Annotated in this window: 13 protein-coding genes; 4 read left to right on the top strand and 9 right to left on the bottom strand. The window is 57.0% G+C overall.

The features are described 5' to 3' along the window. Positions 1-329: 329 nt before the first annotated feature. The 3 genes from V5A26_RS10120 to V5A26_RS10110 all read left to right on the top strand — a co-directional run bounded on the left by V5A26_RS10120 (position 330) and on the right by V5A26_RS10110 (position 3,127). Positions 330-944, top strand: a complete 615-nt coding sequence (locus tag V5A26_RS10120; protein ID WP_332322421.1) for a DUF1102 domain-containing protein — start codon at positions 330-332, stop codon at positions 942-944. A gap of 390 nt (positions 945-1,334) precedes the next feature. Then, a complete protein-coding gene (locus V5A26_RS10115; RefSeq protein WP_332322420.1) occupies positions 1,335-1,778 on the top strand; it encodes a hypothetical protein in 444 nt (147 codons plus the stop codon). Positions 1,779-2,335: 557 nt separating this feature from the next. Further along, on the top strand, positions 2,336-3,127 hold the full coding sequence (locus tag V5A26_RS10110; RefSeq protein ID WP_332322419.1) for a DUF1565 domain-containing protein: 792 nt from the start codon (positions 2,336-2,338) through the stop codon (positions 3,125-3,127). Between the two features lie 66 nt (positions 3,128-3,193). Here V5A26_RS10110 and V5A26_RS10105 read toward each other — a convergent pair whose 3' ends face one another. From V5A26_RS10105 to V5A26_RS10095, 3 genes are all read right to left on the bottom strand, one after another. Next, on the bottom strand, positions 3,194-3,499 hold the full coding sequence (locus V5A26_RS10105) for a sensor histidine kinase (RefSeq protein ID WP_332322418.1): 306 nt from the start codon (positions 3,497-3,499) through the stop codon (positions 3,194-3,196). Between the two features lie 149 nt (positions 3,500-3,648). Next, a complete protein-coding gene (locus V5A26_RS10100; protein ID WP_332322417.1) occupies positions 3,649-5,058 on the bottom strand; it encodes a hypothetical protein in 1,410 nt (469 codons plus the stop codon). 147 nt (positions 5,059-5,205) lie between these two features. Beyond that, positions 5,206-5,493: an amphi-Trp domain-containing protein gene (locus V5A26_RS10095; RefSeq protein WP_332321946.1), complete on the bottom strand. Its 288-nt coding sequence runs from the start codon at positions 5,491-5,493 to the stop codon at positions 5,206-5,208. A gap of 105 nt (positions 5,494-5,598) precedes the next feature. Here V5A26_RS10095 and V5A26_RS10090 point away from each other — a divergent pair, with 105 nt between their 5' ends. After that, complete coding sequence (locus V5A26_RS10090; protein ID WP_332322416.1) at positions 5,599-6,255, top strand: potassium channel family protein; 657 nt, start codon at positions 5,599-5,601, stop codon at positions 6,253-6,255. A gap of 12 nt (positions 6,256-6,267) precedes the next feature. Here V5A26_RS10090 and V5A26_RS10085 read toward each other — a convergent pair whose 3' ends face one another. The 6 genes from V5A26_RS10085 to V5A26_RS10060 all read right to left on the bottom strand — a co-directional run. Then, the gene (locus V5A26_RS10085; protein ID WP_332321944.1) at positions 6,268-7,419 is read right to left on the bottom strand and encodes a sensor histidine kinase; all 1,152 of its coding nucleotides are present in this window, start codon (positions 7,417-7,419) and stop codon (positions 6,268-6,270) included. Between the two features lie 101 nt (positions 7,420-7,520). Further along, complete coding sequence (locus V5A26_RS10080) at positions 7,521-9,422, bottom strand: molybdopterin biosynthesis protein (RefSeq protein WP_332321943.1); 1,902 nt, start codon at positions 9,420-9,422, stop codon at positions 7,521-7,523. After that, on the bottom strand, positions 9,419-10,642 hold the full coding sequence (locus V5A26_RS10075; protein WP_332321942.1) for a molybdopterin molybdotransferase MoeA: 1,224 nt from the start codon (positions 10,640-10,642) through the stop codon (positions 9,419-9,421). The genes V5A26_RS10080 and V5A26_RS10075 overlap by 4 nt, the downstream gene beginning before the upstream one ends. Before the next feature lie 47 nt (positions 10,643-10,689). Continuing rightward, complete coding sequence (gene tsaA, locus V5A26_RS10070) at positions 10,690-11,751, bottom strand: tRNA (N6-threonylcarbamoyladenosine(37)-N6)-methyltransferase TrmO (RefSeq protein ID WP_332321941.1); 1,062 nt, start codon at positions 11,749-11,751, stop codon at positions 10,690-10,692. Further along, complete coding sequence (locus V5A26_RS10065) at positions 11,748-12,548, bottom strand: ABC transporter ATP-binding protein (RefSeq protein ID WP_332322415.1); 801 nt, start codon at positions 12,546-12,548, stop codon at positions 11,748-11,750. Before V5A26_RS10065 ends, tsaA begins: the two co-directional genes overlap by 4 nt. Beyond that, on the bottom strand, positions 12,545-13,099 hold a 555-nt coding region (locus tag V5A26_RS10060), incomplete at its 5' end, for an ABC transporter permease (RefSeq protein WP_332322414.1). The genes V5A26_RS10060 and V5A26_RS10065, both read right to left, overlap by 4 nt.

The raw sequence follows: 13,099 nt of genomic DNA, 5'->3' as shown, positions 1-13,099 counted from the left end.
GTAGACAAGCAATTTCGGAAATTGGGGTTGGTGTCACCTCTAATCAGTTCCTACTGCCGATATGCCCGGTTTCAGACCTCGTTTGAACCCCTGAAGGGTGTATCCTGAACTGGTTTTTGTCTCTCTCAGAGGACCCCTGACCCTCGAATAGGGGAAATCTGAGCAGGTCTGAGGGTAGATTGGCATGCCAGCAGATTATCCAAGATCTGCCAATATCATTTCAGCTGGAGCCTGACAGAGCCAGCAATTCCTTCAGCATCCCTAATACAGTATTGGTATGTGTTGTAGGGGATAGTGAGTGCCCCCGTGGTGGGGCACCTGATCGAACCATGCAACGACGAAAATTCCTGGCGACTGTGGGATCGCTCGCCGCCGGCTCGGCGGCTGCAATGGGTACAGGTGCGTTTACGAGTGTTGAGGCAGATCGTGCTGTGAGTGCCTCTGTTGTCGCGGACGACACTGCCTATCTCGGATTACATGATAGTGAGAGTGGGCTCGAAAATGATGAATATGCAACTGGTTCTGAAACTCAACTTGAATTGCATTTCGATGACGGAACCGAAATTGAGGATCCAGGTGGATTCCTCAATGAAGGTGGGGCGGGAGAAGGTCTAGGTGCAGATTCCATTTATTACTTTGACAATGTCTTCGCCGTGTCAAGTAAAAGTGAAGAGCAAATCAACATTGATGTAGATTGGAGTGACCTAGACAATCCAGATAATTTCTATTTCTACACTAGCTACTCAGAACCTGATAATTACGACTTCTCAGCGCCATCTGATTATACAAATCGGGTCGGAAACGGAATTGTCGCTGGATCTTATACAGGTGTAGGCGTGGCAATCAAAACACCTGCGGATACTTTGGATGCGGGTTGGGAAACGGGCTCAATAACGATATACGCAGAGAGTATGGGCGAACTGTCCATTGGAGAACAGGATTAATAACACCGAGTTATTAATATCACTGGATATGGTTTGGTGAGGAATCATTTGTTTATTGGCGTGAGCGCACTTCACAGTTTTTGAGGGAAGTGTTAAAAACGATTTCAGAGAACCGTCTGAACCAGATTCTCGCCCGAAGTGTGGGCTTAAAGCGGGGGTGTAAATACGGAATCCAGACTTGACGAGCGATCTAAGATAATAGGTTTCATCCTAGAGTGGGCGTTGTAAGCCGCGTCGAGAGAAGTAAATACACAATTCTTGACGACTGTTCTAACGCTCTTTTCCAGTCGATATCGCCGAGTCCATCCCCAATCACATCCCGATTCAGTAGTGATCGTTTCGACCCGTTTCAAATTTCGTTTTGGGATTTGCAGTAGATTTTCGTATCATATGATTGTTTCATCGAACTACGTGTGTCTTTTTCGCCACGTTCGAGAATATATACGACAACGAGAATCACAGGAAATAGCCGCGGATGTCTGGTTCAACCACGATCTTAAGGATGCGATATTCTACCAGTTCGATACGGACGGAAAAGTTCTCGACGGCCTCGGGAACGCGAGTCGAACACCCCCAGACGCAAGGTATGGCGGAAAAGAGACAGTTGGTGATGATTCATACACAATTCTAAAGAACACTTCGCCAGAAACCGGATTAATAACCAAAAATCTTAAGAATAATATTTATCATAATAGGTGTTCTTGCATCCCTCAGCTGTTCTGGCACCATGAGAAGGATATTGAGAGCCGTGAGAATCGTGCACAATATGGCAAGTACGAGAGGTGGAAAGACAGAGAGAACGGTCTTTCCAAACTTGCATCACGTTCACGCTGACTTCGAGTAATGCGAAAAACACAGCGAGTTTCAAGATGACTATACCAGCCAGACCTAGCGTATCGAGGGCCACGTTGACAACTGGGTTCGCCTCCTGTACTTCAGGCGCAAAGTAGACGAGATCATTAGTGGTCACTACCTCACAAACACCGTACGTCGTCGCGGCGATCCAGAGCCAGTAAAACTCCAGTTCGGAGCCAAGAGACTCGTGAATGGTCACCCACGCTATCACGTTGCCGTCTCAAAATGAAGTGTCAACAGTGATTCGGACAAGAGAGTTCAGCTGGGAAGGCGTCCCTGCGAATGTATTGAGAGATGATACGACGTACCATCAGCGATCGAATGTTGAGGCGACATCCTTCACGCTCCGCCAAAGGGAAGACAGGAGGTTGCGAATGCAAACCTGGTTCGGGCAGTTTCGGAAACTCATCCTAAATTGTAAAGTCAGAATTGTAAACTAACCGTCACTGCTTCAAACCTGTGATCACATGCGCTCAAACACGACCACATCTTTAATTTAAAAATTTTCAAAGATACCATTTGGCGATACCAATGGTATGAAGCGACGAACCATGCTCAAAGGTGCTGTAGTTGGGTTGAGTGGAACTGCAACAGCGACGACAGGAGCGGCAGAGACAGAACAAGAATGTGATATTGTTGTGAGTGCTTCTTGCGATGGGAATTTCAAATCGATCGGATCCGCCGCTTCTGAAGCATCATCCGGGGAGACAATTTGTGGCAAGCCAGGTGTATACGAAGAGGAAGTATGGGTTGAAACGGATGATATGACGTTCCGTGGAAATCCTGGCAAGAGCGAAACCCTTGGGGCAGGGCAGAACCGTCCAATTATTGATGGAGCGTCGCTGACGAAAGAGCATGGTGCTGGATTTCGCACGGGAAGGGCCAGAGGGACGACGATCAAAGGATTCGAAATCCGCAATTTCAAACAACCGGCATTTGGAACTGGTATAACGGCTGGGCCATTCAATATCACCATTTCTGACAACTATCTGCATGGCTTCAGTGCAAATGGTATCGCACGTGCTGGGTTTGGCCAGGTAAATCCCCATGATTATACAGGAGAACGAAACCAAGTTGAGAAAACTGCGAAAAATGAAATTCGGCTAGACAATGTATCAGATACGGTGGCACAAAATAATATCGTAGAAAATGAACGCTGGGGTCTTAAGAATGGCACAGAGGAGACAATCTCCGCTGAACGGAATCACTCGGGATCACCGACTGGTCCAAGGCGACGGACCCCTGGAAAAGGGACGAATTGGATTGAGAACGGTGATGTGGTTTTCGGCCCTGTTGATTTGATCCCGTGGGAACCAACGCAAATCTGATCTCTGAATATTCGAAGTCCGCCGTTTCTATCAAGGGTCTAGTCTGCTGGTTGAAACCGGGTGTAATTACCTGGCTCGCTGCAGTTCGATCACAAAAACGGTCCCTGTTGGTTCGCTTTCTTCGATCCACACCGCACCACCATACCGGTCGACGAGCGTTTCCACGAGATACAAACCCAGCCCAGTCCCATCACTGTCCAACCCAGTCTCCCCCTCCTCAAAAATCGACGCTCGAAGGTCCGACGGTATACCTGGCCCATTATCAGCAACTCTGATCTGGACTGTTCTATCGGCCGTCTCCGTCGAAACCACCACCTCCGGATGCGTAGAATCGTTGTGCTCGATGGCGTTTTTGAGCAGATTGCGAAACACCGAATCGAGAATGTAATCACCCTAGTCCCGCAGGAAGATCTCCCAGATCAACCCGGATATCGAAATGACGAACCCGATCAGACCGACGATTACCATGAGATTGAGTTCCATATCGAATCGGTCCGACCCGACCGACATATTCCTTCCCCTTACTTCTGCTGTGTGAACAGATAATACGCCTCGCGGGCTTTCTCCGCCCGTTCGTGTTGTCGGCGGGCAGATTCGATGAGCCGGTCCGTCGCGTCGAAATAATACGCCAGGTCCTCGCCGCGGAGATCATCTCGCGTTTCGACATGTGTTTCAAACGCCGCTGTCAGGTCATGATAGGCCAACACGGCCCGAAGGTCAGTCAGTCGGGTTTGGCCCCCCTCGACCAGCTCTTGGGTGACTGTCACAAAGGCATCCGAAGCGCGTTTGAGCGAGAGCTGGGCCATCTCGCTGTTCCCCCGATTGATCGCCGTTCCGAAAGCAGTGATCGCCCCAGCGATATTACGAACGGCCCGGTCCGACTCCTGGAGTTGCCCGATCGCCCCATAGAGTTCGTGAAAACCATACACCATGACCATCTTCGCGTAGGACTCATCCCCGGATTCCGCGATGGTCCGGGCCATGCCGAAATTTCCGTCATCGAGTGCCGCTGCCAGTCCATCCGGATACGTTCGAATGATGGATTCCAGTCGCTCCTGTGTGACCGCCACGTCACCCTGGGCCAAGTCGATGGCTGGGGCACCCTCCCCGCGATTCATCGAATCCAGTTCTTCGAGAAGGCTGGACAGGCGGCGATTGATTGATTGCTCGGAGGCTGTCTGTCGCGATGCCTCCTCGTCGGCCAGAAAATCCACCCCTTTCAGTGCGGCTCGCCGCTGTTTTTCCGGCACCGCTGTTTCGACGCTCATCCGATTGAGAACCGTCTCGGCGTCCGGGCCGATCAAATCCGCAACCTGAGCCCAGTCGAGTTTCCACCCAGTGCCCGAAATCCGACCGTTATCCAGAGCCGTGTTGAACGACCCCATCATCGCGAGCGAGCCCTGGTGGGACACCCGGTCCTGCCGCGATGACTGCGCACTCGCGCCTCTGTTCGCCATGATCTCGGTGAGCAACACCGTTGCAACCCCATCCGCGCCACCGTATCGGTAGTGGTCACCGATCGTGTCGAGATCGATAACCCCCGAATCGGAGGCCGCCGCTTCTCCGATCTCTTCGTGCCATTCAGCGTAGTAGTGAAACGGATCGAGATCGGGTGGGCCCGCGCTTTCGGTTCGGTAAAACGTCGTCGTGACCGTCCAATCCTCGAGGTCCTCCGGGTCGGTTCCGGACGAGTCCCGCTTTTGCATCGCCAGTTCCAGCACGATTTTGAACTGTGAGTTCTCGCCAACCATCCCCGAGACGTTGATCGTGCCCCCGACGGCGCGTTCGGGACGGAAGTCCCGACTGAGTGGGGCCTGAGCAGTGAAATGAACGTTGTCGGCGGTCGCCAGGTTCGCGGGTAACAGCTCCTCGATCCTGGCCCCGACTTTCCGACTCAACACCTCACCGGACCCCCAGTTCCGCTTAGACATCGAAGCACCGCTCGGGAACCCTCGTTCTCGATGGGCCAACAGGTCTCGGGAGCGCACTCATTGGATGGTGGGGTTATCAGTTCGGTTGAACCGCCGCTGTCTTAACTTTTTTAGCCAATGCCCCATCCGATCAGGATTCGAACATTTTTACTGAATTTCCAATGGCCCGTCGAAATCCTCGGATCCGGTGCCGTTTTCGTCCCACTCGAGTTCGAATTCGATACTCAGTTCGCCCGGCCCCGAGACTGGGCCCTCCCGTTCGGCTTTGACTTCGAACGTGACTCGATCGGGTGGGTCAAGGGTCTGCGAGCGAGCGCCCGTTGTCAGTGTCAACGGGTCCCCATCCTCGAGTTTGTCTGCGACTGTCCGCAGATACGTTGCGATCTCCGCCCTGGTCTGTCCGCTTTCGGATTCGAAAAGGACCTCTTCTGGCATACGATAACTATGAGACCACACGTGATAAATTTGGCACCCATTGACAGGATGAGTTCCGGGAGAACCCTATGAACGTTTATGGGGGACCCTCGTTAACACTATGGTATGCCAGACGAGGATCACATCCTGATCGCAGGCGGGGGTCGAGTTGGACGACGAGTCGCAAAACGGTTCGCGGATCGGGGCAAATCGGTCACGGTCATCGAGAAAAACCCGGACGGGATCGGGGACGAAGAGACCGAGTTCGAAGTTATCACCGGCGATGGAACCAGACCGTCGGTTCTCGATGCGGCGCTCCGGCCCGAAACGTCCACCATCGGAGCGCTGACCAACCGCGAAGACACGAACCTCGCCGTCTGTCTGGTTGCCAAGCAAATCGACCAGGAGTTGCGCACAGTGGCCCGTATCGAGGACGAATGTGGCGACGAATACGCCGACTTCGTCGATCAGGTGTTCTTCCCCGAGCGGGCCAGCATCAAAGCCGCCGTGAACGCACTCAGCGGGAGTAACATCAGAACCCTCGAAGACGTGACGGGGGATCTGGAGATCCTCGATATCCAGGTGGGTTATGACGCCCCAGTCAAGGGTGAGGAGTTGTCAGCGATCGACTTCCCCGAAGGTGCCCAGGTTATCTCGCGAACGAACGGCCACGTGGCCGCACAGGCGGACGAAAAACTCGTTGGTGGACGCCGGTATCTCGTTGCAGCGGACAGTCACGTGGTCAACGACGTCATCGATCTCTTTCGCGGCGAACCCGAGTAAACAAACGGGTTTTCACCGGTGAGGAATCGGGAGTTCGAGCGAGACAGTGTTCCTGACGGTCTCAGAACGCTGGATTTCGACACTGCCGTGTGACTGTTCGGTCAATCGGTCCACGATCCACAGGCCCAACCCACTCCCGTGATGCAGTTGGTTCGGTTCGTGGTCTCGAGTGAGAATCGCCTTCTCGCTCGCCGGGATGGGTGGACCCGCATTCGAAACCGACACCACGATCGAATCGTTCGCCCTTCGACTTTCGAGTGTGACAGCTGACGCGGAGTCGGTACTGTGAACAATCGCGTTTTCGAGCAGTTCCATGAGTGCCCGATCGATTTGTGGGTGAGCCGAAACGACAGTGTCCCCATTCGTGTCGACACTCACTGCCGACTCCGGATACATCTCGCGAACCGAATCCACAGCCTTCCGAATCACGGCCGACCCACGCTGGTTCCGTGGGGATTTCGGTTCGGTCACTGTTTCGACCAGGAACCGTTGCTTTTCGACGGTCTCCATCAGGTCCCGGCCGTACGCTCCCGCACGGTCCACATGGGTGGACGCGTCCGGTGGAGCCTCCTGCTCGGCGAGGTCGAGTTCGCCCAACAAGAGATTCATCTGATTCCGAAAATTGTGCCGCAGGACCCGGGAAAAGACCGCCAAATACCGCTCTCGCTCGGCGATTTCGGTCGCGGCCTGGGCCGTTCGGCCGTAATAGTACCCAGTAATCACTCCCGGGATCGCCCCATAGGAGGCGAAAATCGCAATGAGAAACACCGATCCGGGCTCGAACAGCCCCTGTGAGGACTGATAGATAACCGAGCCAGCCCCTGCAATCGACATCCAGAGCATTCCAAAAAACATCCATCCAGCAACCCACGGCCCGGTCCGGCGAATGAAATCCACCTGGTGTTGCCCAAACTGCTCCCTCGGGAGCACCAACAGCACGCCGAAGGACATGATACCGCCAACCGAGATGGCGAAGGGCAACAGGACACCGACAACTGACGCCCAGAGTGCTCGCGCTTCACCGATGTGGCTAAAATGGACCGCAGCCAATAAAAAGCCAAGTCCGGCCATCAATGTCCCCCAGGCGAGTGTCGGGACGTCTTCCGGATCGAAATCACTGGCCAGCCGAGTCCCAGACGGAATCGTCGGATCTTCAGCACCCATCACAACGTCTTACCCGAAGATACTCGATATAAACTTCTAACCTCGTTGGTCCAATATGGTCCGTATTATATTGGAAATAGAAAATCAGCGAAAACAGGGGATCAGGACTGGAATTCGTAGCCCGCAAGTCGAGCAGCGAGTGGCTCCAGCCGGGTCTCGATGACCGACTGCAATTCCTTGACGCCAGCCTTCTCCCGGCGCTCCGGTGCTCCGACCATGAGAAGTTCTTGAACGCTGATTGGGACGAACTCGACGGCTAATTCCGCCGCCGAAAACCGCAATCCCACACCACTATCAGCAGCCCCGTTCGCGACCCGTTGGGCTGGACTTCGAATACCGTTGACCGTTCGCTCGTAGCCCTCGATTCGGGCAGTCACATCCGCCAACGAATCGCCCTGCTCGGCTGCGTGGGAAGCAAGTGCCGTATCAAAGGCTCCTCGAAGCCCCACGTTTTCAGCGAGATTGACGAACGAATCCACGTCCGCGAGATCCGACAGCCCGGAAACGTCATGTGGATTCCCCTCTGGGACCACGAGGCCCCACTCGCGGGTCACGGTTGCCAGCCGATCACCCGACACAGCCTCGGCATCGCCTTCGGTGAGAACGGCAAAATCGGGAATACCGTCGCGAAACCGCCTTCGCCCTTCCTGACTGCCATGGGAGAGATACCGTGGCCCGTCGATGTGATCGAGAAGCCGGGCGACAAGCGGGTCGGACTCGCCGATCCCGAGCACCGACGGTGGCTGGGTATCCTCCGAGAAAAGATCGACAGTCACCGACTGGCCCGCTTCCAGGAGTTCTGTTTCCGGTGGCATTTCGACGACCCCGTCGGCTTCGGTGAGGCTGGTAATGGCCCCACTCCCCTTGTCGACCGGATACACCAGCACGTCTCCTGAGACGTCTTCAATTACAGCGACCGGCAATAGATATGTGCGCCCCTCGGAGTACCGTTTTGGCGCCGCCATCGTTCCCTGTACCGTTGGGACGGATTCCGGTGGCCGCCCAGCAGCATCCCGAACCGCTGGGGTGACGAAGGCCCGGAAAATGCTCAACGCGGAGACTGGATTCCCGGGGAGACCAATGTAAGGGGTCGACGCGATTTCGCCGACGATAGTGGGGCGGCCCGGCTTGACTGCGACCCCATGAAGATCCAGTTCGCCGTGGTCTTCGACCACTCTATACAGGACGTCCGCGTCGCTCGCGCTTGTCGAACCCGAGGAGAGGACAAGGTCACACCGTCCCCCGACAACTTCGAGCGTTTCGAGCATTTGGTCGTAATCGTCCGTGATGTGAGGGACGACTTCCGGCGTCCCGCCTGCGGCCCGAACGGCCGCGGCGATAGCGAAGGTATTGAGGTCATAGATCTGTCCCCGTTCCTCGTCTCGCGGTTCGCCGGGACGGACGAGTTCGTCCCCCGTCGAAACGATGCCGACTGTTGGTTTACCGTAGACTGGTACTGTCTCGGTCCCCAGGGCCGCCAGCAACCCGATGTCCCGTGTCGTGAGAACCGTTCCGGGGCCGATCGCTCGATCACCGGCGGCGACATCGTCACCACTATGCATGACGTTGTCGCCCGGGGCAACAGCAGTTCTGATGGAAACCCGGTCTTCGCCAGCCTCGTCCCGTCGACTCGTTCGCTCAACCGGAACGACGGCGTCGGCACCTGGTGGAACAGACCCACCGGTTGCAATACTAACAACCGTCTCCGCTCGGACTTCGACGTCTGGTTTGTCGCCCGCGTCGACGATACCCACGAGCTTGGCGTCGTATGGGTCGCTCTCCGAGGCGTCGAACGTATCTCTGGCCTTGACCGCGTAGCCATCCTTCGTTGACCGGTCGAACCCAGGGACGTCGATCTCCGCGTCGATTCGTTCGGCGACGACTCGCCCGTCAGCATCGAGAAGGTCGACCGACTCGGTGCCTGGTGACAGGTCAAGGTCAGCTATCGCCTCGGACAAGACCTCAGGTTCGACCAGGTCGCGAAATTGCTTTCGCTCGGTCATGGCTGGGCCTCCCAGAATTCGACAGTCACTGTGTCACCAGCGTCGTACCCTTCGATGGACTCCGGGACCTGGACCCAGCCGTCTGCCAGGGAAACACTCGACAGAATGCTCGCACCGCTTTCGGAGACCGGTTCGGCGTGCACCGCATCCCCAGATTGGTCGACTGTCACACGAACACAACTCCGGACCCCTGGTTCGCTTCGGATCTTCCGATTCAGTTGGGCACTGATCCGGGCCGGTTCGTCCGGTTCCGTGTCCATCGTCCAGTTGATCATCGGCCGAACGAACTGCCAGGCGTTGACAATGCAGGCGACAGGATACCCCGGAAGCATCAAGACTGGTGTCTCTTTCACCAACCCGAGTGCGACCGGATGGCCTGGTTTGAGTGCAACACCGTGTGCCAGCAGTGCTCCCATTCCTTCGACGACCTCCGGAAGCAAATCCCGCTTGCCGATAGAGGACCCACCAGTCGTGACGATCACATCAGCGTCCAGATCGGACTCGATTGCGGCAGCCAGTGCCTCCCGATCGTCTGTGACCACGTTTCGGTAAATGGCGTCACCGCCCCACCGCTCCACGAGGGACGAAACCATGATCCCGTTCGTTTCGATTGCCTCACCTGGGTCAGGATCTGACTCGACCAGTTCCTCGCCAGTTGGAATGACCGCGACTGTTGGCGATGCTTTGACGGTCACACTCTCGATTTCGACGGACCGGAGGAGCCCAAGGTCCGAGGGCCGAAGCCGGTGCCCCGGATCGAAGAGGTGTTGGCCCGCTTCGAGGTCCTCACCCACGTTGCTCACGTTCTGTCCCTCCGCGACGGCCTGGGTGATCTCCACCTGCTCCCCGATTTCCGTCGCCTGTTCGGTTTTCACGACCGCGTCGCCCGGTTCTGGCACCGGACTTCCCGTGTGAACCCACGTCGCCTGCTCGGGACCTGGGTCTGACTCGTGGACCTGGAGCGTCTCCGGCGATCGACTGGCGGCCCCAAACGTGTCCTCGGCCCGAACCGCATACCCGTCCATCGCGGCTCGGGGGAAGTCCGGAACGTTCGTCGGCGATGTCACGGTCTGAGCGAGCACTCGCCCATCAGCTGCCTCCAAGGGGACATCCTCCGTGCCCGTCGAAACCGTGGTTTCCGCTCGAAGGGTCTCGCGTGCCGCAGCGACCCGCGTTCGCTCGACGAACCCGGACCCTCTCACTGACTCGGCATCTCCCATGACCGGTTCAACGCTATCCGGAACCAAAAACCCGTGTCTTCTGGAAGTTAGTCAACGAACCGGTCGTCGGACGTTCGACGGACCTCGTTGTCGATCGAGTCTTCGAGCCAGCCGATCGAAGCGTCTTCGACACCGTTGAATGCTGGGACGAACGGTTTGATGTCGTACAGCGGCGTCCCATCGAGCACGTCGATGCCCGAAACGAACACCGAATTGCCAGAAACCTGTTCCAGTTCGACGACGGACATCCCAATGCCGTTCGGCCGTCGTGGGGCTCGGGTGGCAAACACCCCGTGGGCCTCGTCTTCCATGAACGGTTGGGGCTGGAGGTCGTACTCCTCAGCAGTATGGAACTGGTATAAGAGGATCAAATGAGAGAAGTCTTCGATATCGAGCAGTCCAGCTTCGTATTCGGGATCGACCTGCACGACACCCATCGCCTCGGAAAACGCCCCTTGGATCGGCATCCCGGACTCCTCCTCGAACGGGGAATGTATCTCGCCGATGGGTGTCCAGTCGGGCTGGCCCCAGTCCGCTCCGTCGGCGGTCGGGTCCTTCGATGGCGCGTTGTTGGGAGTGCCACCGTTCGTGAGCGGTCGATCTTCGATGACATCGAAGACGGCCGAGAGCCAGTCAGGAGCGTCCGAGTAATCCCGAGCGGTGATCAGATTGCCGTCGATGACACTGACTTCGTCCACAAAGGTCCCGCCCGCAGCCGTGACATCGTCTTTGATCGCCGGATGACAGGCCAGTCGACGCCCATCCAGAATGTCTGCACTGATGAGGAGTTGGGCTCCGTGACAGACCGAGGCAATGGGTTTGTCCGCCTCATCGAACCGACGGACGTACTCAATAGCATTTGGTGCCTTCATTCGAATCGTCTCGGCTGCATACCCGCCAGGTAGCACCAGGAGGTCGTACTCTGTCGGATCGACCGCCTCGATCACGAGGTCGCCGTCGAATTCCACACCGTGGAGTCCCGTGATCGGGCCGCCATCTGGCGTGGCAATATCGACCGAGTGTCCGGCCTCCTGCAAGCGGTAGTACGGGTAGCTAAGCGAGCGATCACCGAATCGGTCCGCTGCGAGTGCGAGTGCGTGGAGTGTCATGGATAAGAGGAGCGCGGTCGTTCAGGTGCCGATACGGCAGCGCGGGAGCGGTCACGAATCCTCCCACGGATGGTGTTCACATAGGGTTTGAAACTGTCTGTCTCGGGATCCCGGGGCCGTTCGAGGTCCACGTCGACGACGGTCGCGACCTGGCCTGGTTCTCCCTGAAGGACGACGACCGAATCCGAAAGGCGAACCGCCTCCCCGACAGTGTGAGTCACCAGGAGAACAGTCTTCTCGAGGCGTTTCCAGAGCTCGAGGAGGTCCTGCTGGAGGCTCTCCCGAGTTGCCACGTCGAGGTCCGAAAACGGTTCGTCGAGCAACAGTATCTCGGGGTCCGGAGCGAGCGCCCGGGCGATCCCGACCCGCTTTTTCATTCCGCCGCTGAGTTCCGCGGGGAACGAATTCGCCCTGTCCGCGAGTCCAACCATCGAGAGCAGTTCCGAAACCCGGCGGTCCGCCGTGGTCGGGCTCACATTGTCGACCTCCAGCGCGAAGCGAACGTTCTCCGCGACGGTGCGCCACGGATACAACGTCGCCTCCTGAAACACGAGTCCACGGTCCGACCCTGGCTCGGAGACCACATCGCCGTCCACTCGAATCCGGCCGGAATGGGGTGACTCCAGGCCCGCCACCATTCTGAGGAGCGTGCTCTTCCCACAGCCAGAGGGGCCGACAATGCTCACGAAGTCTCCCGCCCCAACCGAGAGGTCTACACCCTCCAGCGCAGTGACGATTCCGTCCTCGGTTTCATATCGCTTCGAGACGTTTTCGACCGAGATGTAGGCCTCGCTCACGGTTCGACCACCCCGCGGACGGCTCGAAAGCCCACGTCGGAGCCAAGGTAAACCAGGCCGAGGGCCAACATATAGGCCATGCTGACGTCCATCGAGAGGCTCTGAGCCGTGTGGATGATTCGATAGCCAATCCCAGGCGCGCCAAAGAGCTCCGCTGCGACGACGATCATCCAACTCCGTCCGATGCTTGTTCGGATCCCAGTAAATATCGAGGGCGCGGCTCCGGGAACGACGACTTTCCGGAGCATCGTCAGGTCGCTTTCGACGCCGAGGCTCTCGCCGACTTCGATCCACTCCCTGGGTAGTTCCTCGACACCGCCGTACGCGCTAAAAAGCGTAATCCAGAAGGAACCGATAGCGACGATAACCGCCGCTCCCGTGTGACCAATGCCGACCCAGACGATGACAAAGCCCATCCAGGCCAGCGGTGGAATCGGACGGAGAAGGCTCACAGCAGGCGACAGGTACTCATCGAGTAGAGTGGAATACCCGAGGACCAGCCCGAGGGGTGCGCCGAGACCGACACCAAGGAACAGCCCCGGGAGGTAGTG

Source organism: Halodesulfurarchaeum sp., from assembly GCF_036626455.1.
Taxonomy (GTDB): domain Archaea; phylum Halobacteriota; class Halobacteria; order Halobacteriales; family Halobacteriaceae; genus Halodesulfurarchaeum.
The sequence above is the reverse complement of the archived record's forward strand: the minus strand, read 5'-3'. Positions and strand labels throughout refer to the sequence as shown.